At 71.3% G+C, this 23,812-nt stretch carries 19 protein-coding genes; 4 read left to right on the forward strand and 15 right to left on the reverse strand.

The window, feature by feature from the left end; genetic code table 11:
• The first annotated feature begins 30 nt into the window (after positions 1-30).
• On the forward strand, positions 31-3,210 hold the full coding sequence (locus tag IW249_RS22430; protein ID WP_196922557.1) for an ATP-binding protein: 3,180 nt from the start codon (positions 31-33) through the stop codon (positions 3,208-3,210).
• Here the strand turns inward: IW249_RS22430 and IW249_RS22435 are convergent, their stop codons facing one another.
• The 3 genes from IW249_RS22435 to IW249_RS35060 form a co-directional block, all read right to left on the reverse strand.
• Positions 3,211-4,038: an ABC transporter permease gene (locus IW249_RS22435; RefSeq protein WP_196922558.1), complete on the reverse strand. Its 828-nt coding sequence runs from the start codon at positions 4,036-4,038 to the stop codon at positions 3,211-3,213.
• On the reverse strand, positions 4,035-5,015 hold the full coding sequence (locus IW249_RS22440) for an ATP-binding cassette domain-containing protein (RefSeq protein WP_196922559.1): 981 nt from the start codon (positions 5,013-5,015) through the stop codon (positions 4,035-4,037). The genes IW249_RS22435 and IW249_RS22440 overlap by 4 nt, the downstream gene beginning before the upstream one ends.
• Positions 5,016-5,132: 117 nt before the next feature.
• Complete coding sequence (locus IW249_RS35060; protein WP_196922560.1) at positions 5,133-6,014, reverse strand: helix-turn-helix domain-containing protein; 882 nt, start codon at positions 6,012-6,014, stop codon at positions 5,133-5,135.
• Positions 6,015-6,220: 206 nt separating this feature from the next.
• Between IW249_RS35060 and IW249_RS22450 the strand changes: the two genes are divergently transcribed.
• The 3 genes from IW249_RS22450 (at position 6,221) to IW249_RS22460 (ending at position 9,165) form a co-directional block, all read left to right on the forward strand.
• Positions 6,221-6,997 (forward strand): class I SAM-dependent methyltransferase, encoded by a 777-nt coding sequence (locus IW249_RS22450; RefSeq protein WP_196922561.1) that lies wholly within the window; start codon positions 6,221-6,223, stop codon positions 6,995-6,997.
• 85 nt (positions 6,998-7,082) lie between these two features.
• Positions 7,083-7,688 (forward strand): dihydrofolate reductase family protein, encoded by a 606-nt coding sequence (locus IW249_RS22455; RefSeq protein WP_196922562.1) that lies wholly within the window; start codon positions 7,083-7,085, stop codon positions 7,686-7,688.
• A 535-nt stretch (positions 7,689-8,223) separates the two neighbouring features.
• Positions 8,224-9,165 (forward strand): hypothetical protein, encoded by a 942-nt coding sequence (locus tag IW249_RS22460; protein ID WP_196922563.1) that lies wholly within the window; start codon positions 8,224-8,226, stop codon positions 9,163-9,165.
• A 95-nt stretch (positions 9,166-9,260) separates the two neighbouring features.
• Here IW249_RS22460 and IW249_RS22465 read toward each other — a convergent pair whose 3' ends face one another.
• The 12 genes from IW249_RS22465 to IW249_RS22520 form a co-directional block, all read right to left on the reverse strand.
• Complete coding sequence (locus IW249_RS22465) at positions 9,261-9,725, reverse strand: GNAT family N-acetyltransferase (RefSeq protein WP_196922564.1); 465 nt, start codon at positions 9,723-9,725, stop codon at positions 9,261-9,263.
• Positions 9,726-10,075: 350 nt separating this feature from the next.
• On the reverse strand, positions 10,076-10,879 hold the full coding sequence (locus IW249_RS22470) for a class I SAM-dependent methyltransferase (protein ID WP_196922565.1): 804 nt from the start codon (positions 10,877-10,879) through the stop codon (positions 10,076-10,078).
• A 32-nt stretch (positions 10,880-10,911) separates the two neighbouring features.
• Positions 10,912-11,682, reverse strand: a complete 771-nt coding sequence (locus IW249_RS22475) for an ABC transporter ATP-binding protein (protein ID WP_196922566.1) — start codon at positions 11,680-11,682, stop codon at positions 10,912-10,914.
• A complete protein-coding gene (locus tag IW249_RS22480; RefSeq protein ID WP_196922567.1) occupies positions 11,682-12,425 on the reverse strand; it encodes an ABC transporter ATP-binding protein in 744 nt (247 codons plus the stop codon). Before IW249_RS22480 ends, IW249_RS22475 begins: the two co-directional genes overlap by 1 nt.
• Entirely contained in the window at positions 12,422-13,441 is a 1,020-nt protein-coding gene (locus IW249_RS22485) for a branched-chain amino acid ABC transporter permease (RefSeq protein ID WP_196922568.1), read from the reverse strand. Before IW249_RS22485 ends, IW249_RS22480 begins: the two co-directional genes overlap by 4 nt.
• Entirely contained in the window at positions 13,438-14,334 is an 897-nt protein-coding gene (locus tag IW249_RS22490; RefSeq protein WP_196922569.1) for a branched-chain amino acid ABC transporter permease, read from the reverse strand. Before IW249_RS22490 ends, IW249_RS22485 begins: the two co-directional genes overlap by 4 nt.
• Positions 14,331-15,524 carry an ABC transporter substrate-binding protein gene (locus tag IW249_RS22495; protein WP_196922570.1) on the reverse strand — a complete coding sequence of 398 codons (1,194 nt, stop codon included), beginning with the start codon at positions 15,522-15,524 and terminating at the stop codon, positions 14,331-14,333. The genes IW249_RS22490 and IW249_RS22495 overlap by 4 nt, the downstream gene beginning before the upstream one ends.
• Before the next feature lie 53 nt (positions 15,525-15,577).
• Positions 15,578-15,982, reverse strand: a complete 405-nt coding sequence (locus IW249_RS22500) for a roadblock/LC7 domain-containing protein (protein WP_030490280.1) — start codon at positions 15,980-15,982, stop codon at positions 15,578-15,580.
• Positions 15,983-15,998: 16 nt separating this feature from the next.
• Complete coding sequence (locus IW249_RS22505) at positions 15,999-18,416, reverse strand: sensor histidine kinase (RefSeq protein WP_196922571.1); 2,418 nt, start codon at positions 18,414-18,416, stop codon at positions 15,999-16,001.
• Positions 18,417-18,669: 253 nt separating this feature from the next.
• Complete coding sequence (locus IW249_RS22510; protein WP_196922572.1) at positions 18,670-19,152, reverse strand: helix-turn-helix transcriptional regulator; 483 nt, start codon at positions 19,150-19,152, stop codon at positions 18,670-18,672.
• Positions 19,153-19,404: 252 nt separating this feature from the next.
• Positions 19,405-20,697 (reverse strand): cytochrome P450, encoded by a 1,293-nt coding sequence (locus tag IW249_RS22515; RefSeq protein WP_196922573.1) that lies wholly within the window; start codon positions 20,695-20,697, stop codon positions 19,405-19,407.
• Between the two features lie 509 nt (positions 20,698-21,206).
• A complete protein-coding gene (locus IW249_RS22520) occupies positions 21,207-23,555 on the reverse strand; it encodes an AbfB domain-containing protein (protein WP_196922574.1) in 2,349 nt (782 codons plus the stop codon).
• Positions 23,556-23,812: the final 257 nt, after the last annotated feature.

A 23,812-nucleotide genomic window follows, 5' to 3' on the forward strand; every position in this document is an offset into this window, starting at 1 on the left:
GCCCGTGCGTGCGTGAGGGATGCTGGGTCCGTGCAGATCACCACCCTCGGCCCACTCGCCGTCGACGGCCAGCCCGTTCGGGGTGAACGGTTGGCGGCGGTGCTCCGCGCGCTCGTCGACGCGCGGGGGCGGGCGGTCTCCGTGAACCTGCTCGTGGACGCCGTCTGGGACGGCGCGCCACCCGACGACGCGACCGGCGCGGTCCAGGCGCTCGTGTCCCGGGTGCGCCGTCTCGGGTTGCCAGTGGTCGCGGTGCCGGGCGGATACCGGCTGCCCGCCGAGGAGATCGCCGTCGACGCGGTCGAGGCGCGCGCCCTCGTCGACCAGGCGCGCACCGTGCTCAGGTGCGGTGACAGTCGTGCCGCCCGCGGCCTGGCCGATCAGGCGCGGGCCCTGTTCCCCGAGGTGCCGGAGCTGGTCAGCGCCGAGGACACCCGGCTGTTCGCGGACGTCGCCGCGCTACGCGCGCAGGCGGCACTCGCCGGCGTGGGCCCGTTCGACGAGGTCGACCTGGGCCGGCTCATCGCACGTACGCCGCCGGACGAGCCGTCCGCCGCCCTGCTCGTCAGGGTGCTGGCCGCCCAGGGGCGGGAGGCGGAGGCGCTGGAGGTGGTCGAGCGGTTGCGCGCCGACCTGGCCGACCGGTACGGCACCGACCCGTCGCCCGTGATCACGGACGTCCACCTGGCGTTGCTGCGCGGCGAACTCACCGCTCCGCCCATGGCGACGCCGCCCCGGCAACCGGCGCGGATCACGCTGCCCGCCGCGTGGCGTCGTGCCATGGCCGCCCTCGTCGGGCGGGAGCGGGACGTCGAGGCCATCACCGGCGCGCTCACCGAGACACCCGTCGTGACGATCGTGGCGACCGGCGGGGCGGGCAAGACCCGGCTCGCCGCCGAGGTGGCGAGGCGCACGGCGGCGGCCGGGCGGGCGGTACGCGTGATCGAACTCGCTGGCCTGCGCTCGCCCGACGAGGTGCTGCCCACTGTGCTCGCCGCGCTCGGCGGTGCCGACACCACGGCGACCGGCGGCAACCTGGGTCTGGAACGGCGGGTCCTCAGCCCCGAGGAGCGGCTGCGCGCCGTCGCGCCGGACCTCGACGGGCTGGTGGTGCTGGACAACTGCGAGCACGTGCTCGACGCGGTGGCCGTCGTCGTCGCGGACCTGGTCGCGGCGGCGTCGCCGGAGGTCGCGGTGCTCGCGACGAGCCGCGCCCCACTGGGCCTGGTCGGCGAGCTGGTGCACCGGCTGACCGCGTTGCCGGACGCCGACGCGCTCGCGCTGGTCGAGTCCCGGGCACGGGCCGGTGGCGCCGTACCGACCTGGGACACCGAGCGGGCGCTCGTCCTGTGCCACCGGCTCGACAACCTGCCGTTGGCCCTCGAACTGGCCGCCGCGCGACTGCGGCACATGCCGATCGACGACGTGCTCGCCGGGCTGACCGACCGGTTCGCGCTGCTCGACGACGCCCTGCGCGGCCTGCCCGAACGGCACGCCAGCCTGTGGGCGCTCGTCGACTGGAGCAGGGAACTGCTCGCCGAGGCCGACCGCGATCTGCTCCAGCGGGTCGCGGTCATCCCCGCGCCGTTCACCGCGGACCTCGCCGCCGCCGTCGCGCAGGCTCCGGACGTACGTCGCGGCCTGGCGACCCTCGTCGAACAGTCCCTGTTGACCCTGGTCGAGGGCGATGGTCCGCCGCGGTACCGCATGCTTGAAACGGTCCGTGAGTACGGCGAGGCCCGGCTGGACGCGGCCGGTGACCGGGACCAGGCCATGACCGGCCTGGTCGGCTGGGCGCGGGAGCAGGCCGTCGCACTGGCCGGCCGCTTCATCGGCCCCGGCCAGGTGGAGGCGCTGCACCGTTGCGCCGCCGAGCAGGACAACCTGGTCGCGGGCCTGCGATGGGCGATGGCAGCGGACGACGAGCCGGCCGCCGTCGACGTCGCCACCGCGCTGTTCCACCTCTGGTCGGTGCGGGGCCTGCACCTCGAGGTCCTCGCCTGGGCGCGCGGGCTGCTGCACATCGACGAGCCGCAGCGACGGCTGCGGTCGGCGATCCTGCGCGGTACGGCCAGCGGCCGGCCGCTGCCCAACGCCGACCGACTCGCCTGGACGTGTGTGGTGATCAGCGTGAACGCGGGCATCAGCGCCGACCTGCGGCCCGCCGTGCTCGCCCGCCGGGCCCTGCGGACGCTCCAGGCCGAACGGCCCGCCGAGGTGTCGCCCCGGCTGACCGCTCTCGCGTCGGCGTTGCCCGGCTTCGACGCGTCCGATCTGGAGCAGAGCTTGAAGAGCGCCACCGAGTTGGTCGCACACCCCGACCCGTACGTGCAAGGGCTCGGGCTGTTCGCCCGCGCGGCGGTACGGGAGAACGGCGGCCAGCCGGAGACGTCGATCAGTGACGCCGAGCAGGCGTACCACCGCTTCGAGGTTGTCGGCGACCACTGGGGCATGGCGATGGCGGCAGGTGCCGTCGGGCAGTTCCTGGTCCCGGGCGCAGATGCCCGGTCGGCCGAGTGGCTGACGCGCAGCGTGAAACACATGGAACTGGTCGGCGCCGTGCAGGACGCGCGGTCGATCCGACTCCGGCTGGACGTGCAGCTCGCACTCACCGGCGACGCGGACGCGGAGCGGCGACTGGGCGAGACGGCCAGACCGGGTCAGGCCGAGCAGATGGACGCCGCGCAGGCACTGCTCGGCCTGGCGCACCTCGCCTGGCAGCGCGGGCGCTACGACGAGGCGCTCGCCCACATCGACGAGATGACCCGAATCCTCGCCGGCTGGGCCGGGCCGCAGCCACAGCCGCGCGTGATGCTCCGCGCCGCGGCGGCGGTCCTCTGCCTGCGGGTGGCCCAGGCTCGGCCGGTGCCGGGAAACGACGTCGCCGTCCAGGCCGCCGCGATGCTGTCGCTCACCCGCGACGACGCGCTGACCTCACGGGACCTGCCGGTGATCGGGGCGTGGGCGTCGGGCGGAGCGGAACTCGCGGCGTACCGGGGTGACGCCGACACCGCCCGCGAACTGTCCGTACTCGCGAAGCGGATCGGCACCCACATCGAGATGTTCTTCCCCACCGGGAGCAGCGAACGGCTCAACGCCATCCTCGGGGACGAGGAAGAGCGTGAGCCGTTGCTGACCGTGTGGCGCGAGCGGCCGCCCGCCGCAGCCATCAGCCGGATCCGCGAGCTGATGGACGACCTGCTCGCCTGACTAGACCTTCTTGCGGTACGCGCGCAGCGCCAGCGGCATGAACAGCACCACGAAGCCGGCGCACCAGGCGAGCGTCCACCAGACGTGGTTGCCCAGCGGGGTGCCGAGGAACAGCCCGCGCACCGATGCCACCAGGTGGGTCATCGGGTTGACGTCCACGAACGCCTGCATCCAGCCCGGCAGGGTGTCGGCACCGACGAACACGTTGGACGCGAAGCTCAGCGGCATGATCAGCGCGAACATCACACCCTGCACGGCGCCGGCGGTGCGCACCTTCATCGACACGAGCACCGGCAGCCAGCTCAGGCAGAGCGCGAACAGCACCGCGAGCAGACACCCGGCGATCGCCCGGAACGGGTCGGTGTCGATCCGGAAACCCATCACGTAGCCGATCGCCAGGGTCGACACCGTGACGATCACGTACCGGACGACGTCGCCGAGGACCGCGCCGACCAGTGGTGCGGAGCGGGGGATCGGCAACGACCGGAACCGGTCGAAGATGCCCTTGGCGATGTCGGTGTTGAGGTTGACACCGATCGCGATGGCGCCCGTCGCGATCGTCTGCGCCAGGATGCCGGGCAGCAGGAACTGCAGGTAGTCGTGGGTCGAGCCGGCGACGGCGCCGCCGAAGACGTACACGAAGATGATGAGGAACAGCACCGGTTGCAGGGTGACGTCGATGAGCGCCTCGGGCGTACGCCAGGTCTTGATGAGGCTGCGCTTCGCGAGCGCCAACGAGTGCCGGACCAGCCGGAACGGCCGAGGGTTCGGCGCGGAGTTCGACAGCGCGCGGCTTCTCGGGGGCGCTGTGTCGGTCAGAGTGCTCATACCGCGACCTCCATGGGGCGGGTGGTGTCGTCTTCGGACGCCGTACGCCCGGTGAGAGTGAAGAACACCTCGTCGAGGCTCGGCAGGTGCAGGGAGAGTTCGGTGACCGCGATGCCGGCAGCGGCGAACCGCGCGACGCTCTCGGTCAGGGCCGCGTCGTCGGTGACCGGCACCGCGAGCACTCCCTTGCGGATCTCGTCGGCCTGCGCGCCGGAGCCGACCTGGGTCAGGATCTCCGCGGTGCGGGGCAGCTGCGCCGGGTCGGACGGGCGGACCTCCAGGGTCTGCCCGCCGACCACCCGCTTGAGCCCCTCGGGGGTGTCGTGGGCGATGACCCGACCGTGGTCGATCACCGTGATCGCGTCGGCGAGCGCGTCGGCCTCCTCCAGGTACTGGGTGGTGAGCAGCACCGTCGAGCCGTTGTTGACCAGCGACCGGACCACGTCCCACATGTCCTCGCGCTTGGCCGGGTCGAGCCCGGTCGTCGGCTCGTCCAGGAAGATCACGTCGGGGGAGCCGACCAGGCTGGCGGCCAGGTCCAGCCGCCGCCGCATGCCGCCGGAGTAGGTCTTCGCCGGCCGGTTCGCGGCATCGGTCAGGTCGAACCAGTCGAGCAGTTCGGCGGCCCGCCGCCGGGCCCCGGTGCGTCCCAGCTCCAGCAGGGTGCCGAACAGCTCCAGGTTCTGCCGCCCGGTCAGGTCCTCGTCGACCGAGGCGTACTGGCCGGTGAGGCCGATGCTCTGCCGAACGCGCTCGGCGTCCCGTACCACGTCGAAACCGCTGATTCGGGCGGTTCCGCCGTCCGGGGTGAGCAGGGTGGAGAGGATGCGGACGGCGGTGGTCTTACCGGCGCCGTTGGGGCCGAGCACCCCGAGCACCGTCCCGCGGGGTACGGCGAGGTCCACGCCCTGCAGCGCCCTCGTCTTCCCGAATGTCTTCACGAGGCCCTCGGCCTCGATCACCAGGTCAGCTGTCATGCGCCGAGTCTGCGCGGGCCGGCTGACACCGCCCCGACACGGCACCGACACCGACCGACACGGGCTGACATCGGAGCCGCCGAGGAGGCACGCACATCCACACCGACGGGCGCTGTGCTATGCCCGGGTGGGTCGTGTTTCGGTCTCGGCGCGCAGCACGGGCGCGAACGACGCCGAGTGATCGTGCCCGGAGGCGCAGGTCTGTTGTGTCTCGGCGATGAACACGTGCGGCGAGACGCCGGTGAGCCGGACGCACTCGCGTGTGAGGTGAGGCTGGTCCGCGTAGCCGGCGCGGAGGGCGAGCAGCCCGAGCCCGTCGTCCGTCGCCGCGAGGCCCTGGGCGATCGCCTGCTGGACGAGCGCGAGGAAGCCCTGAAAGCGCAGTATCCGGTGCAGCGACTTCGGCGCGAGCCCGATCGCCGTCCGGCAGCGGCGCCGCAGCTGCGTCTCGGAGATGTGCAGAGACGCCCTCAGCGACGTCACGTCGACCGTGCGCCACGGCATGAGACCGCGCACCGCCTCGGACACGAGCGAGTCTGCGGGCTGGCCGGCGCTGGCGCGCTCCTGCACGTAGAGCTGCACGGCGGCGAGCGCTTCCTGGAGCGAGGCCGCCGTGCCGACCACGTCGCCGAGTGCGGCGGCAGAGCGGCCCCACAGCTGTTCGGCGTCCAGTGTGAGTCCGACGACCTCGGACGTGGGCTGTCCCGCGACCATCGGGAAGGCGCCTGGCACGAAGCGCACGCCGAGAATCGTGGTGCCCGGCTGAAGTACCTCGACCAGCGGCTCGGTAAGCGGGCCGATCACCTGCGGGGCCGCGCCAACCCTGCATACGAGTTCGACAGCGCCGCTGGGGATGCGCCGGTGGACGTACGGCGCGGCGTCGCGCCCGACCTGCTGCACCCAGACCGACGAGACGAGCTCGCGCAACGCCGGAGCGGGCGAGCGCTCGACGTAGCTCTGCCCGCCCGCGGCGGGGGCGGAGAACGGGTCGCTGGTCACGTGACCAGTATGTCGCGCGCGGGTTGGTCGGCCGCGAGAAGGACGCCCGGTTTGTTCAAGAGCGCGGAGCGAATCCGGCCGTACGGTTTGGCCATGTTCGACTTCACGACCTTCTGTTTGACGGGGCCGCCGACACCCGACCGCCGACCGGGCCCCGCTCAACCACCCCAAGATCGACGCCAGGGCCCGGCCCGTGCGAGCGCACGGTGAACGCGACCAGCCAAGGCCGGCTCTGGAGCAGCGATCCGCAGGGCTGGGCGCAGACCGCGGAGGGCCGCATCCGGCCGCTGTACGTGCGTGTGCTCGAACGCCTTCACCTTCGCCCCGGCACGCGGCTCCTCGACGTTGGCTGCGGCTCGGGCCTGTTCGCGGAGCTTGCCGCCCAGCGCGGCGCTGACGTCGTCGGGCTGGACGCGGCCCCGGGACTCGTCGAGTACGCACGCCGCCGGCGCCCGGCGGCCCGCTACGTCGTCGACGACATGGAGCACATACCGTTCAGCGACAGCGGCTTCGATATCGTCACCGCGTTCAACTCGGTGCTCTACGCCGCCGACCCCCGCCACGCGCTCGCCGAGATCACGCGCGTGACCGCCCCCGCAGGCTGTGCCGTCGTAACCGTAGGCGTCGGTCCCGAACAGGCCGAAAGCGCAGCGCTGATCAATCCACTGGCTCCGCACGACGAAGTGCCCGACCGCAGCACCCTCGACCTCGCCGACGCGGACGCGGCTCGCAGCGCCCTGCTCGACGCCGGGTTCGCATCCGTCACGTCGACCGACATTGCGTTCGACATCGAATTCAACGACCAGAACGAGGCGATCGCCGCCCAGATGCCGGCCGGCCCAGTCACCGCGGCGGTCCGCCACTCCGGCCGCGCGGCCGTGGAAGCGGCGCTGGGGTCCTTCTTCGCGCCGCGATCACGGGCCGACGGGACCATCCGCCTGGGCCTCGTCTTCCGCTGCTATCTCGCGCAGCGGGCGCGATGACCCGCGGGTTCGGCGTGGGCGGTCCGGCCCTGCCGAATGACGACCCCACGAAGGACGACCAACCAACGAGAAGGGAACCACGATCATGAAACTGACGACCACCACGCAGGTGTCTGTCGACGGCGTGATGCAGGCAAACGGCGGGCGGCATCCGATCCTCGACCCTGGAATGGAGCGCGGCGGATGGGCCCGGCCGCTTTTCGACAACGAGGCCATGACGTTCGTCGACCAGACCTACCAGCGCGCTGACGCGTTCCTGTTCGGTCGGCGGACCTACGAACTGTTCGCCGGCTACTGGGGCGTGAGGGAAGACCTGGAAAACCCCATCGTCGGTGCCTTGAACACCAAGCCCAAATACGTCGCATCGACCACGCTCACCGACCCGCAATGGGCGAACACGACCGCCCTCTCCGGTGACCCCGCGGCGGCCATCCGCGAGCTGAAAGCCAAGCCGGCGGGTGAGCTGCAGGTGCACGGCAGCGCCATCCTGACCCGGTGGCTGCTCGAAAACGACCTCGTCGATGAGATGAACCTGCTCATCGTCCCGGTGGTCGTCGGCCAAGGCATGCGCATGTTCCCCGACACCGGCCCAGACATCGCACTGGACCTGGTCGACTCGCAAGTCTTCCCGAAGGGCATAACGCTCCAGGTCTACCGACCCGCCGGGCGCCCGCAGTACGCCACCACCTGAAACACGACAAGGGGTGCCGCAGTCCGTCAGAGCTGACTATTCGTGGGCCCGGCTGCTGCATCGACCGCTGGGCCGCGCTCCGCTGGGGTCGATGGCGTCGACGAGTGACCGCGCCGCCGTCAAGCCATCCACCGCTAGGCGACCAGCTGAGGCGGGCACGCCGCGGTCGGTCCACTCCTGAGCCACGGTGACCCGTCACCCCCCTCGACCTCGCACACGAAGAACAGCCCAGTGCGCTTGCGCTGCGAAAACAGCACGGTCAAGCGCTGACCTTTCAACGGATGGAAGGCGTGAGTGATCATCAATTAGTCCGAAGAGTACCTTGACTGACGAGCTGTATAGGGCACGGGTTCCGACGGTCGGCGTCACGATATGCTGGCCACGGCAGAGCGCCTGCCAGTGCCCGATGTGGTGGCCCACGCCCGACCACATGCCTGGGGCCAAGAGTCTCCGACTCCGCGCCGATCCGTCGACTCCTGGCGTGCCGGTCACGCCGCCCGTTCGGTGGAGTGCGTGGGGCTGCACCGGAGGCGTCATGTCTGATCCCATCCCCCGGCGGACCCCGGCTCCGGGACGCGCCCGCAAGCGCGCCATCCGTGAACATGCAGCCCGGGCTGGCGTCGCCTACTCGGAGGCCGCCCGGCAGCTCGAGTCGGTCGGCCTTCGGCCCGGCGAAACCCTCTCCAGGTACGGGCGGACGATCTATCCGATCGGGTTCGACCCGCACCGCCAACTGCTCGTCGAACGCCGTGAGCGACGGTCGTTCGAGGAGCGGGTGGCGGACACCAGGCGGGCCGCGGTCCTGCCGCATGGCCGCGCGCGGCACCTCGTCGAGCGGTTCCCGCCCAGCCGTGGGCGTACCGGCAGCGGGGTGGGCTCGCTCTATCACGGCGAGGGCCGCGAGGAACTGCTCGCGATGCTGTACATCGTGATCGTGGCCGAGTCGCCAGGGTTGCTGCCCGAGGTGGGGGACCTCGCCTGGATCGCGGAACTCGGCGAGGACACCGCGCTCGACACGGCCTGCGCCGACATCGACCGCGAGGCCCGCCGCCTGCTCGACCAGGAGCCACTGGCCCTCTGGTCGCGCATCCAGCAGGCGCTGACCACTGTCGAACGTAGCGTGGACGGGCAGGTCCGCCAGGAGGCGATCCGGCAGACCGCGCTGTTGAGCACGATGATGACGCCGCGTCTCGGGTCCGCGGGCGAGCCGTACGTTCCGGGGCTGCCCGTTGCCGGTGCCCGGCAGATCCTCGACGCGTTGCTCATCGTCGCCGACGACGGACACGCGCCGGGCACCCGGGTACGCCTGCTCAGGCAGCCGCACCACGCGGGGTCGGCCACGATCATCGGTGCCCGGTGGGGTCGGTCAGGTCCGCCGGTGGGCTATCTCGTGTGGCTCGACGGGGCGACGGCGCCGCTGTCGGCCCACCCCGACGACCTGATTGTCCTGGCCCACCAGGAGACCACTCCGCGCTGAGCCAGGGCCTGCCTCGGTGGTGCCCGCATCGTCTCTTCCAGGCCCCGGTCAGATCCTCCTGAACAGCTTCGTTGTCTAGACCGCCGTCGGATGGATCAGGCGACGGCCAGGCGAAAGACCTGCCGGGAACCGCCCTCCGGACCGGGATCGACGGCCTCGGCAGGGGTGAAACCAAGGCGTTCGTAGAAGGCACGCGCACCGCTGACGCAGGCGCCCGGGTGATCGGCACCGAAGGTGACCACTTCGACGGAACCTAAGCCGGGTACAAACCTGCGCATCGCCGCTGTCATCAGTGCACGACCAACACCCTTTCCCCGTGACTGCTCAGCAACGACAAGCCAGTGGACGTGGTGGGTCGGAACCTTCGCCGTGAACAACAACCCACCCAGGAGATCGGACCCGGAGGAGACAGCAACGATCGCTGTGGACCGACGAATGTGCTTGCGCACCGCGTCATGGAAGCCACGATCCTCGACCATTGGGCCGAACCAGCACTCGACCTCGGCCGCCAGACCAAGGAAGCCGTTGAAGTCCCGCTCTTCGGCAAGTCTGACGATCACCCGGGCAGTCTGACAGCAACACCATCGCGTCAGGTGGAGTAGTTGTCCATCAACCCCACGTCACCTCGTCGATCATGGAGTTGTGGTGGGCGATAAAAGCCCGCCTGCGTGCCGCGATCTTGCACTTTCTGCCCCGACATAGGGACCATTCCACTCGTATCGGCAACCGAAACTGCAAGATCGGCGGGCGCGGGCGCGGGCGCGGGCGCGGGCCGGCCGGGCTCCCTTGCGGGGAGCCCGGCCGGTGCGGTCGACGCCGTCGTAGAGCTGTCCGGAGCGCAGCGGGGGGAGGTGCTGCGGCGGGAGAGGTACGGACGGCGTGACCGCGCTCCGCGCGGTGGTCCACCTGCTCAGCTCGGTAGGCGGCCCCGCGTGGAGACGAAGTGGTACGACATGACGGCGAACCCGGGGTCGCGGAGCAGCAGCCGGAAGGCGTTCAGTTGCTGGGGCGACAGCCCGGCGGCCAGCAGGTCCGGTTCCAACTGGCGGGAGTTGGTCTCGTAGAGCGATGTTCCGGTCGTCCCGCCGGCCCAGCTCTGCGAGTGGGTGATGGTGTCCAGGTCGGTCAGACCGGCGAGGGCCATCTCGGTGTGCACGTCCTGCGCCCAGCCCAGGTCGGCGCCGTGGTCCTCCAGGACACCCATCATGGCGTCCATGACCTGCGCGAAGAGCTTCGCGGCGTCGTCGGTCGGCGCGGTCAACACCCGCTGTGGCGCGGTGCAGTCGAACTCCTCGACGACCAGCCACCCGCCTGGTGCCAGCGCGCCGGTGAGGGTACGCAGGACCCGTCGTCGATCGGGGAGGTGCAGCAGGACCAGCCGGGCGTGGATCAGGTCGAACGCGTCCCCGGGTGGCGGTTCGGTGCGCACGTCGTGCTGGCGTACGTGCAGGTTGCCCTCGGCCACCAGGTGTGTGGGGTCGATGTCGGTGGCTAGCACCTGACCGTCGTCGCCGACCGCGCGGGCCATCCGCCGGGCCATCGAGCCGCCACCGGCCCCGACCTCCCAGCAGCTCGTGCCCGGTCGCAGCACCGGGCCGGCCAGCCGACGCGTGGTGATCGGATCCAGGAAGGACTCCAGCGCGTGCATCTGGGGAACGGCGTCCGGTGCGCCGTTGTCGAACGTGTACGTGTCATCGCTCGTCGCGGTTGCCATCGGTGTCTACCTCTCCGAGAAGGGTCGGGTGACTACGGGGTGTCGGCCCAGAGCCGAGGGGTCGGTCGGTTGGGCGGGGGCGGCACGGCGGCGGCGACGCTCAGCATCGCCGCCAGTGGGGCCGGATCACGGCGGGCCTCCGCGGTCGGTCGGTCGTAGACCACCCGGCCGTACTCCAGCACCGCCACCCGGTCGGCGACCTCGATGGCGTGCTGGAGTTGCTGCTCCACGAGCAGCACGGTCAGGCCGTCGGCGGCGAGACCGTTGACGAGTTCGCGGACCCGCGCCGCCAGGTCGGGCGAGAGGCCCTCACACGGTTCGTCGAGCAGCAGCACCCGGGGTTGGCCGAGCAGGGCACGGGCTATCGCCAGCATCTGCTGCTCCCCGCCGGAGAGTTCGCAGCCGCGGTGTCGCAGTCGCACCGCCAGCCTCGGCAGCAGTTCCAGGGTGCGGGCGACGGTCCAGCCCTCACCGCCGGAGGTGCGGGCCCGCCACGGCGCGGCGGCCAGGTGCAGGTGCTCGGCCACTGTCAGCCGGGAGAAGACCCGTCGGCCCTGCGGGACGAGACCGACGCCGGACTGGGCGATGCGATGCGGTTGCCGGCCGGCGACGTGCACGCCGCCGATCTCGATGCGACCGCTGGACGCCCGGACCAGCCCGGCGATGGTGTGCACGAGCGTGCTCTTGCCCGCACCGTTTCGGCCCACCACTGCCTGGATGCTGCCGGGACGTACCCGAAGGTTGACCTCGTGCAGGACGATTCCCCCGGCGTAGCCGGCGCAGAGACGATCCACTGTGAGCATCAGGCCACCCCGTCGGCGTAGGCCTGCCGCACCAGCGGCGAGGTTCGGATCTCGTCCGGTGTGCCAGCGGCCAGTGTCTGACCGTCGCGCAGCACCGTGACCGTGTCGGAGAGGGCGTACACCAGGTCCAGTCGATGTTCGACAAGCAACACGGCGACGGCCCGGGGCAGCGCCTGGAGCAGCTCGACCAGCCGGCCGACCTCGATGGCGGACAACCCGGCCGCCGGTTCGTCGAGGAGCAGCAGGCGGGGGCGACCCGCCAGGGCCATCGCGATCTCCAACTGGCGTCGTTGCCCGTGCGCGAGGTGCCCGGCGGGCACCGCCGCGACGGCGGTGAGCCCCATCTGGTCCAGCAGTGGACCGGCCAGGTGCTGCGCGGCGCGCCGGCGTCCGCCCGGCCACCACGGGCGGCGTGGGATGACCCGTGGCAGCGCGGCCACCACGACGTTCTCCGTCGCGGTGAGGGTCGGAAAGACCGCAGGTCGTTGGTGGATGCGGTTGATGCCCCGCCGCGCCCGGGCCGCCGGGGCGAGCCGACCGATGTCCCGTCCGTCGAACCGCACGGTGCCGCGCTGCGGTTTCGTGGACCCGCCGAGCACGTTGAGCAGTGTCGTCTTGCCGGCCCCGTTCGGGCCGATCAGCGCGTGCCGCTGACCGTCGTGGATGCACAGGTTCACGCCGTCGAGCGCGGCGAGCGAGCCGTACCGCACGCTGACCTCCTGGGCGTCGAGCAGACCGGTCATCGGCGCAGCTCCCCGACCGTGGCCTGCTCCTGAATGGCGGGCGGGTCCGGCTGGTGGTCCGGGGCGCCCGACGGGCGCACCCTGCCCCGGGCCCGGTTGACTCCGGTGGGCAGCAGGTAGACCGTCGCCACGAACAGCGCGCCCAGCACCAGTGGCGCGTGGCCGGGCAGCACCCCGAACAGCCAGTCGCGGACGGCGATGACCAGCGCCGCGCCCACCAGGGCACCGCCGATCGAAGCGGTGCCACCGATGACGACGCCGAGCAGCAGCAGCGCGGACGTGTCGAAGCCGAAATCGGCGGGGGAGATGTACTGCTGGGCGACGACCAGGAGCGAGCCGGCGGCACCGGCTATCGCCCCGGCGGCGATGTGCGCGCCGGACAGGTGCACCGCCACCCGGTGGCCACTGGCCCGCAGCCGCGTCTCGTCGTCGCGGCCGGCCCGCAGCACCAGCCCGGCCCGGGTACGCAGCAGCACCAGCACCGCGCCGACAAGCGTGGCCACCACGACCAGGGCGTACAGGTACCGGGCCTGGTCGCTGGCCAGCGCCGGGAGCCCCCAGAACGGGCGGACCGCGGGGATGCCGGCCAGCCCGTCCGTGCCACCGGTCACCGATCGCCACCGTCCGAGGACGACGACGACGAGTTCGCCGATGGCCAGGGTGATCATCAGGACGATCACCCCTCGGGCGTGCACGACGAGCGGCACGGTGAGCGCGGCCAGCAGTGCCCCGGCGGCCGCCGCGACGGCGAGCTGCACCACGCCGACGTCGGAGACCCGGCTGCCGATTACGGCGCAGGCGTAGGCGCCCGCCGCGTACGGTGCGGTCTGCCCGAGGGTGGGCATGCCGGCGACGCCGGTGAGCAGCGCCACGCTCACCCCGACCAGGGCCAGCGCCAGCGTCCGGGCGAGGATCGCCGTGGTGTAGTCGTCGACAACCCAGGGCGCCACGACCAGGCCGACCAGGACGAGCGCCGCGATGCCACCCCGCGCCCGCCGGATCACCTCGCCCCTCATGCCGCCCTCCACCTGCCGGTCAGGCCACGCGCCCGCACGGCCAGCACGGCCGCCATGGCGGCGAACAGCAGAAACGGCGCGGCGGACGGCAGCAGCGCCACTCCCAACGTCTGGATCTCGCCGATCGCGAGCGCGGCCAGCAGGGTGCCCGCCATCGACCCGAGACCACCGAGAACGACCACCACCAGGGAGAGCAGCAGCACCGTGTCGGCGGTGCCCGTGCCGGGGCCGATGATGGGCGCCCCCAGGACACCGGCCGCACCGGCCAGCGCGCCGGCGGCGGCGAGCACACCGGCCCGGATCCATGCCGGACTCACGCCCAGACAGGCGACCATCTCCGGGTCGTCGACGGCCGCCCGGACCAGCATCCCGGCCCTGGTGCGTCGCACCACCAGATAGAGGGCGGCGGCGAGCACCGCCGCGACGACGATGAACACCAACCGGTACGCGGCGTAGCGGTGACCGGCGACCATCACCGACCCCTCCAGGGCTGCTGGCACCTGGACCTGCGGGTTGTCTGGCCCGAAGCCGGCGACGAGCAGGCTGCCGCCGGCCAGTGCCACCCCGAACGTCAGCAGCGCCTGACTCAGGTGGTTGCCGGCGGCGACCGGTGTGAGCAGGCCGGCCAGGAGCACCCCGACCGCTGCGGCGGCCAGCACACCGACGGCGAGGGCCAACGCCAGGCTCGCCCAGCCGCCGTCGAGCAGCGCCGCCGCGGTGTACCCGCCGATCGCGTAGAGCAGGCCGTGCGCCAGGTTGAGGATGTTGGCGACGCCGAAACAGAAGACCAGGCCCGACGCGGCGACGAACACCAGCAGCCCGTAGGCGACTCCGTCCAACGCCGGGATCAGGTACGGGTCGATCCGGTTCATGCCGGCCGCCACCGCTGTCACCGGCCGACGGTCGCGAGGTCGCCCACGACGGTGTTGGACAGCGCCCGGCCGTCCTGGCGGACCTGCCGCAGGTACCACTTCTGCACCGGGGAGTGCGTGGCGGTGGAGAACTGCCAGGTGCCGCGCGGGCTGGCGATCTGGCCGAGTTGGCCGATGGCCGTGTTGATCGCCTCGGGGGTCGGGTTGCTTCCGGCGGCGCCGATCGCCCGGTCCAGCACCGCAGCCGCGTCGTACGAGGCGAGCGCGTAGGTCGTCGGCGAACCGTCGTGCTTCGCCTTCCACGCGGCCACGAAGGCGCGGTTCTCCGCGTTGTCGAGGTCGGACGAGTAGTTGAGCACCGAGTAGATGTCCCGGGCCGCCTCGCCCTGCGCGTTGAGCACGCCGCCCTCGGTGAGGAAGCCGGCCGCGTACAGCGGGATGTCCTTGATCTCGGACTGCGCGTACTGCTTGACGAAGTCGACGGCGGCGCTGCCGGCGTAGAAGGTGTAGACGGCCGCCGCGCCGGAGGCCTTGATGCGGGCGAAGTACGGGAGGAAGTTCGTGGTGGCCGGGAACGGCGTGAAGGTCGTCTTGCCGTCGGCGTTCGCGAGCTTCCCGCCGATCTTCCCGAACGCGTCGGTGAAACCGCGCAGCTCGTCCCATCCGCCCTGGTAGTCCGGGCCGATCGCGTACACGGAGCCCTTCACGTTGTCGCGGACGTGCTGGGCGATCGCCGCCCCGGGCTCGTCGGAGAGGTACGAGGTGTGCCAGACCCGGGAGACGTCCTTGAGCTCCGGCCGGCCGTTGGAGCCGACCAGTGGCACCTTGGTCTCGTTGAGCACCGGGGTGACGCCGGCGACCGAGCCACCACCGACGATGCCGGTGAGCGCGGACACCCGGTCCTGCTTGAGCAGCTTGGTCGCCGCCGGGACCGCGGTCTGGGCGCCGTTGCCCTCGTCGGCGACGATCAGGTCGACCTGCCGGCCGCCCAACTTGCCGTCGTGGGTGTCCAGGTAGAGCTGGAAGCCGTCGCGGATCTCCGTACCGACCGCCTGGTACGTCCCGGACAGCGACGCCAGCAGGCCGATCTTTATCGAGCCGCCGGCGCTGGTGCCCGGAGCGTCGTCGCCGCAGGCCGTGCTGGTGGTCAGCACGGCCGCGAGCAGCGCGGCGGTGAGGGCACGGCTTCGCCAAGGCGTGGTGAGGGGCATGTCTGACTCCAGAGGAAGGGGAAGGGGTGTCCGGCGTGGGGGCGCCGGGGTGGTCAGCGGCTGCGGGCGAGCGCCGCTCGGGCAGCGGGGGTCAGCGCGTCCCCGATCCGGTTGGCCAGCTCGGTCATCTCGTAGGAGACCTTGCCCACGTCGCACTCGGGCGCGGCGAGTACCAGCAGCGAGGCGCCGTCGTTGAAGGCCATCGAGAACATGAAACCGCCCTCGAGCTGCGTGACGTTGGAGATCACTGCGCCGGCGTCGAAGAAGGCCGCCGCACCCCGCAGCAGGCTGACCAGCCCGCTACCCGTGGCGGCCAACTGGTCGGCCCGGTCCGGTGGCAGGTCGCGGGTGGCGGCCACCATCAGGCCGTCGCTGGAAATGGCGATGGCGTGGCTGACCTCGGTTGCGCGCGCGGCGAAGTTGTCCAGCAGCCAGCCGAGATCCTGTTGGTCGGTCACGTGCTCTCCTGTCGCGTCATTTGTTGCCGAGGTTGATCGGGGTGCGCCGTCGGTTCGCCACACCCCGCGCGTACGCGGCCATCGCCGTCGCCACCTGCGCCGGGTCGCGGTACTCGGACCGTTGCTGCTGCTGGGGCACTGTCACACCGCCGGGCACGAGGTGCCGTTGCGGCTGCCGTTTGGGCAGGCCGGAGTTGGTGGTCGTGGTGACCTCGGGGGTGTGCGCCTGGGCGGCCGTACGCCAGGCGTCGTCGGCGGGGCTGGACCACTCCTGGCCGTTGTGGCCGTTGTGGCCGTTCTGGCCGTTGTGGCTGTCGACGACGTCGCTCTGGAACCAGTGGTTGACCTGTTCGAAGATGAGGAGCTCCTCGGTGGGCGCGTCACCCCGGTCCGGGGGTGGGGGAGCCGGTCGGAAGACCGGTGCCGCCGGCAGGGTCCGTTCGGCCGCGAGGCGTCCGGCGGTGGGTTCGGGGCGCGGCTGGTACGGCGGCGGAGGGCTGCCCGTGCGCGCTGCCCGCCGCGACAGCCGGCCGGGTGCGAGCAGGTACTCCTCCGGTGGCAGGGACCGGATGATCGCCGCGGGCAGTGTCGCCTCGGCGAGGATGCCGCGTCGGGGGCCGCGTCGCAGTTGGACGGTGGCGCCCAGCCGGGCCGCGAGCTGGCCCACGACGACCAGCCCCATCGCCCGTACGGCGGCCACGTCGATCGCCGGCGGGTGGGCCAGCAGCTCGTTGAGTTGCTGCATCCGCTGCCCGGACAGCCCCACACCCTCGTCGCTGATCTGGACGATGACGCGGTCACCCAGGCTGCGGCCGCTCACCCAGGTCTCGCTGCCCGGCGGTGAGTACGTGGTGGCGTTGTCCATGAGTTCGGCGAGCAGGTGCACGACCTCGTCGACGGTCTTGGCGGCCACTGCGACATCCCCGTCGATCATGCCGAGCCGGACTCGCGCGTAGTGCTCGATCTGCGACAGCGCCGCCTGGAGCACCTGTTGCAGCGGAACGTCGCGCTGGCGTACGCGACCCACGCCGACGCCGCCGAGCACCAGCAGGCTGGCGTTGATCCGGCCCATCCGGGTCGCCAGGTTGTCCAGCGTGTACAGCTGGTCGAGCCGGTCGGGGTCGGTCTCGTCCCGCTCGACCAGGTCGACCTGGGCCAGGACGGCGTCGACCAGTCGCTGTTCGCGGCGGCTCAGGTGGATGAAGATGTCGGCGGTGTTGGCGCGCATGACGGCCTGTTCGGCGGCGGTCCGCACGGCGGCCTGGTGCACGGCGCTGAACGCCTGGCCCAGTTCGCCGATCTCGTCGTCGCTGGACGGTTCGAGGGCGGCACTGGACTGCTGCCGGGCCAGCTTCTGGGGGTCGACGGTGGCGCTGCCGGGCTGTTGCAGCTGGGCCACCACGGCGGGGAGTTGCTCGAAGGCCACGGCGTTGGCCGCGTCCCGTAGCCGGCGCAGCCGCCGGGTGATCTGCCGCGCGACGGCCCAGGTCACCAACGCGGTCAGGATCAGGGCCAGGAGGACGGCGGCGGCCTCGGCCACGGCCCGGCGGCGCTGGTCGGCGTGCGCGGCCCGAACGTCGTCGCGGACCGCGCCGTCGACCCGGGCGCGCAGGTCGGCCAGGCGGGCGGCGCGCGTCTGGGTGGTGGACACCCAGGCGCCGGTCTCCAGTTGCAGCTGCGACCCCGGCTGGGCCCGGGACACCTCGTCCTGCATCCGTTGCAGGGTGAGCGCCTCCTTGCCGGTGCCGGCCTGCTCCCACCAGACGCTCCACTCCGGTGGGGCCAGGGCCAGGAACGACAGGCTCGACTCGGTGTAGCTGGTGCGGGCCGCGGTGATGTCCTGCTGCATGGCCGGGGTCAGCTCTCCGCCCGCGACGGCGCGCAGCACGGCCACCTGCTGCTGACCGATGGCCTCGGCCGTCTTCGACAGCGCCGCCGAGGCCCGGATCCCGTCGGCGAGCTGGGCGTCCACCACGCCGTGTGAAACGGTCTCCCGGACGTTGATGAGGTCGGCTATCGCGATGCGGTAACTGAAGGTCATCGCCGACACCGATGCGTGCGTGGCGGTGCGCACCTGGGTGCGCAGCGGGGCGAGGCCGTCCAGCGCCGCGTCGATGCGCCGCAGCAGAGCCGCGTTGGTGCCGTTGTCGGTGGGCAGCCGGTCACGCTGCCCGCGGTAGCGGGCGACGGCGTCATCGGTGGCGGCCATCTCCGCGCTGAAGGCGTCCTGCTGCTCCGGGCGGGCATAGGTGAGCAGGTCGGCGGCGGCGATGCGTTCGCGTTGCAGCCGGTAGGCCAGGTCGCCGGCCTCGGCACCGACCTGCGCCAGGGTCCGCAGGTCGCTGGCACGGGCTGCCTGGCGTGCGCTCTCGGTCAGCGCGAGACCGGCGAAGCCGATCACGGCGACGAGCGGGGCCGCGACGATGAGGCGCATCCGGCCGGCGATCTTCCAACCGCGTCGGCGGGTCGGGTAGGGTCTGGCCGCGTGGGACCGGGTGCTCGACGCCAAGATTGACTCCCACGACTCGTCGATGACGGTCTATACGCACGTTGCCGAATGCAAGTCCCATTCGGCCGGAAGCGGCGCTCCTAGACCAGACCTGGCCGTGGTACAAACTGCCCGTACCAGCATCTGTACCCAACGTCAGCGACCGGTGACGCCCCGAGGTCGTACCGGATTCGTCGCGTCAGCGCTGGTGGTCGACGGGCCCGGCCGGTGGGTGCCGCCGCTCCGCGTCATCCGGTTCGGGCTGGCCGTTGAGCACCTGGCCGATCAGTTCCCGCAGCTCGTCGATCGCGTCCACCACGGCACCCGGGTCGCGCGCGTCACGCTGACCTCGCTGACGCGGCACCCGCCGATCTGGTCGAGCCGGTTCCGGCGCGCGGGGGCCGCGGCGACCGTCGGCCGCCAACTGCTCGGCCGCGACCTGCGGCCACAGCGCGGCCAGCCGACCGCCGGTGCCGAGTACGTCGTCGCAGCGCAGCGCGAACTCGTGACTGCCGAACCGGCGACCCGATTCGACCGCCGCGACCGTCTCCCGGCTGAACCGCACCAGATCCGCCAGGGCTCGTTGGGTGAGGCCCCGTTGGACGCGGCAGTTGCGCAACTCCCATCGGAACCGCTGACTGGCCGCAGAGTGAGCCGAGCTCGACGGGGACTTGTGCTCCATGCGCTCACCTTCGTGGAACGGACATTCAGCGGCGGACACCAGATCGAGATTGGCCGATGAGCTGAACATTCACAGAGGGCAATTCTTAACCCAGGACGCGATGGGTGTGAAGACGTTCACCGGTATGGATCGTCGGGAAAAGCGGGAAAGGTACTGCCCCAGCCCCGGTGCCGGCGCCCCGGTGCGCCGGTTGGAGGAGGCCATGCCGCCCCACCCCGTCAGCAGGTCAGCACCGCTGGCGCTCGCGCCCTCTCAGGCGGCGTGCACTTCGGCCGTCGCCCCGTCCCGTGCCGCGGGCATGTCTGCGGGCGTCGGGACGTCGACTATCGCGAGCAGTGTGCGGTGGGCACGAAACGCGAGATTGGGTTTGTACGAACGGTGCTGCTCGGGTGACAGCCGTAGCCCGGGAATGGCTTCGGCGAGCCGGCGGAGAGCGATTCCGGCCTCAAGTCGCGCCAATCCCGCACCGATACAGAAATGTGGACCGTGGCCGAACGACACATGGTTGCCCACATCGGCCCGGTGGGGGTCGAACCGGTCCGGGTCGTGGAACGCCGCGGGGTCCCGGTTCGCCGCTCCGATCAACAGCAGGCAACGGGCCCCGGCGGGGATCGTCACCGCCCCCACTGTGACATCTCGGGTGGTCACCCGGAGCCAGCCGTCGATGGCGGGCGCGAACCGGAGCGTCTCGCTCACGAAGGCGGGGACGAGCCCCGGGTCCGCGGTGATCGCCGACCAGCGCTGGGGAGCGGACAGGGCCTGGTCGAGGGCGTGCGCGAGCAACCCGGCGGTGGTCTCGTGGCCCGCGACCAGGAGATTGAAGGCGAGGCTCGCCACCTCGGGCACCGTCAGCACTGTGTCGTCGTCGTCCCGGTAGGTCAGGGCGCGGCTGATGAAGTCGTCGCCCCGATGTCCACTGTCCACCCGCTGGCGGACCAGGTCTTCGCAGTAGTGCCAGAACTCCAGCAGGCCCTGCGCCAGGCGTACCTGCTCGGCCGGGTCCGGCTGCCCCCAGATGAGGGCGATCTGGCCGTCCGCCCAGCTCCGGATCCGGCCGATGTCGGCGTCCGGCACCCCGAGGATGTCCAGGACCACGAGCAGGGGAAGTTCGGTGGCGAACTCCGGGATCAGGTCGACCTGGTCGCCCTGGCTGGCGGCGAGGCGGGACACCAGCTGGTCGACCCGGCGCCGGATGATCGCCCCGTACTCAGCCTCGACCCGCTCGGCGGTGTTCGCGAAGGTCGCCCGTAGGGCCCGGCGGGTCCGCGGGTGCGTCGGCGGGTCCGCGGCGGCCGTCGTGGGCGGCGCGTCGATCTGCATGATCACGTTCAGCGCCGCTGGACACACCTCGTAGACCGGGGCGAGGGTGAGGGCGTTGGCGAATGTCGTGGCGTCGGCGAGGGCCCGCCGGACGAGTGCGTGCCGGCTGACCAACCACAGGCCCAGATCCTCGGCGTAGTGCACCCCGTCGGGATCGTCGAGAATGCGCCGCCACATGCTTGCCGGATCGGTGAGATAGACACCGGCGAACGGATTGAACCGCATGGAAAGCCTCCTGATGCACGCGGCGCGAAACCGGCAGCGCCCCCATTTGGCGATCCACTCCAGCCGGGCCGATAATGGCGCGCATCTGCCTCTGGCTCTTTACGGTGCGCTGGCCGGCCGCACAAGTCAAGATTGGTGCTCGTCTATTTATTGGTCGGCTTAATTGCGTGTTGCAACAGCTGAGTGAACCTGGCCAGATGCAAGTTGCGGCGCGGTCCTTGCCGTGCAGTCGACCCAACCGGAGCGTGCAATCAGCTCGCCGATTTCCCTCATGACCGGGGAAACGACCTCCGAGACGACGGGTGACGCCGGAGTCCGGCCACCGACCGCGGCGCGGCTCACGGCGTGGCTGCTGGACCTGTTGCGCAAGGCGTCGGCGCAGACGAAAGGCCGGCCCCGACGGGAGGGGCCGGCCCCGCGACCACGTCCACCCAACACGCGGGGGTTCAGGCCGAGGCCGGAACCCCCGCGCGGCGTCGTGCGTGCTGAACCGGGTCAGCGCGCAGCGGTCAGGGCGCCCACGGTGTGGCGATGCCCCAGGTGCTGTCGGCGGTCCACGACGTCGGAGTGTTGTACGCGTCGCCGCCGGTGCCGTTGCTGAGCCAGACCTCCGCGTTGTAGTGCCGCAGGTACTTACCCCGGAAGTTGTACGACTCCAGCGACACGCCGGTGCCGGTCAGCCCGGTACGGGCGCACCAGGTGGCATCGGCGCGCAGCAGTGCGGAGCCGTCGTCGGGCGAGTTGCGGACCCGGGAGTTCTGGTGGCGCAGGTACTGCCCGGGAAAGTTGACCGACTCGAACGAGTGGCAACCGGTGCCGGCCAGGCCGGGCCGGATGGTGTACGTGGCGTCGGCCTTGAGCAGGCTGGAGCTCGCGGCGTCGACCACCTCCGTGTAGGCCAGGCTGTCCTGGTGGCGTAGGTAGCGGTTGGTGAAGCCGGGCGTGGTCACCTGCAACGACCGGCGGGTGTTGACCGGTAGGGCGACGGGCGTCGAACTGCCGATGGTCTTCGAGGCGTTGATCAGGGCGGTGTTGGCGGCGCGCACCCGTGCCTGGTCCATCTTGATCACCTGCCGGTCGTAGGTGAGGAACCCGTTCAGCTCTCCCTCCAGGTCGGTGATCTCGGTGTAGATCGAGGCACTGAGCCCCTTGCCGAGCATCAGGTTCTGGGTGCCCTGCACCAGCCCCACGTACCGGTCGGTGAGGGCGTTCGAACTGGTCTGCCACTCGTACGCGAAGAAGCTGCCGTTCGGGCTGTACTCGTGGCCCGGCGTGTGCAGGCCCAGGCCGCCGAACTCACCGAGCACAGCGATCCGGCTGCTCGACGGCACGGGGGAGTCGGGTCCGAGGTAGACGTGCCAGTCGTCGATGTCGCCGTTGCCGGGGTTGCCGAGGGACTGGCAGCAGTTGTGACCGCTGTGCGGGTTGACCAGACGGGTCGGGTCCTGGTTCTTGATGTTCTGCGCGACCCGCCGGGTGTCGGCCAGGGACCGCTCGCCCCAGCCCTCGTTGTAGGGCGTGTACGCGATCACGGCGGGTGAGCTGCGGTGCTCGTTGACGATCTCGCGCGCCTCCGCCTCGAACTGCGCCTGCTGGGCGTCGGTGGGGTCGACGTCCTGCGCGGTCAGCGACGGGATGTCCTGCCAGACCAGCAGGCCGAGCCGGTCGGCGTGGTAGAACCAGCGCTGCGGCTCGACCTTGATGTGCTTGCGCACCATGTTGAAGCCCAGGTCCTTGTGCTTCTGCAGGTCGAAGGCGAGGGCGGCGTCGGTCGGCGCGGTGTAGAGCCCGTCCGGCCAGAAACCCTGGTCGAGGGTGCCGACCTGGAACACGAACTGGCCGTTGAGCTTGGGGCGCAGCACCCCGTTGACCAGGCCGGTGGTGATCTCCCGCATGCCGAAGTAGTGCGTGGTCCGGTCCACTGTGGCACCGGTGGCGCCGCGCAGCGAGACCCGGAGGTTGTAGAGGAACGGGTCGTCGGGTGACCAGCGGCGGGCGTTGGGCACCGGCACGCTGAAGTCGGTGAAGCCGCCGGTGGCCGAGCCGACCACTGTGGCGCCGTTCAGCGCCTCGGCGAGCACGCTGTGCCCGCTCACGTCGCCTCGGGTGAAGACCCGGACCCGCACTGTGTTGTTGCTCAGGTTCGGGTAGAGGTCCACGCTGCTGATCGAGGCGGCGGGCACCGGCTCCAACCACACCGTCTGCCAGATGCCGGAGCTGGGGGTGTAGAAGATCCCGCTGGGCGTCTTGGTCTGTTTGCCGATGGCGGGCAGGCTGCCGTTCTGCCGGGTGTCCGTGGGATCCCAGACCTTGACGACGATCTCGTTCGTCCCGGTGGTGAGCTGGGGGGTCACGTCGAAGGTGAAGGCGTCGTAGCCGCCGGTGTGCGCGCCGACCCGCGCACCGTTGACCCAGACGGTGCTCTGCCAGTCGACGGCGCCGAAGTGCAGCAGGGTCCGCCGACCCGACCAGTTCGCCGGGATGGTGACGGTGCGTCGGTAGAAGAGGTAGTTGCGGTTGTCGTTGGCGGCCCGTTGGATGCCGGACAGGGCGCTCTCCACCGGGAAGGGCACGTTGACCCGCTCGGGCAGGTTGGTGCCGAACTGTGGGGCGTCGTCGGTCGTCGACTGGCGTAGCTGCCACTCGCCGTTGAGGTTGAGCCAGTCCGACCGCGTCATCTGGGGCCGCGGGTACTCGGGCAGTGGTGTGCCGGTCAGGGCCTGGCTGGTCCAGGGAGTGGTCAGTGGCGGTGTCTTGGCCGGCGCGGCGTACGCGGCGGGCGCGGCGAGCACGCCGGCGACCAGGGCGATGGCGAGCAGCAGTGGCAGGGCGGGGCGGATGGGGACGTGACGTGTCATGCCGTCTCCGGGGGGACGAGTCGCCGCGGGCGGTGCAGCCAGGCCCGAAGCGCGTGGGTGGTGGGCATCGGGTGGTCATTGACGGGGGACGGGCGTCAGCGACGGATGTCGGTGGGATCTCCACAGGGCAACGGTGGCCGATATATTGACATCCATCGTCACCTGTTTAACGTTATAGAGCCGCGCCGGGTGTCCCGTCAATGCCTCTTCGTCAATGCCCGGTCGGCCGGCCCGCTCGAACTCGCGAAAGGTTGGGG

It is taken from the genome of Micromonospora vinacea, assembly GCF_015751785.1.
Lineage (GTDB): Bacteria > Actinomycetota > Actinomycetes > Mycobacteriales > Micromonosporaceae > Micromonospora > Micromonospora vinacea.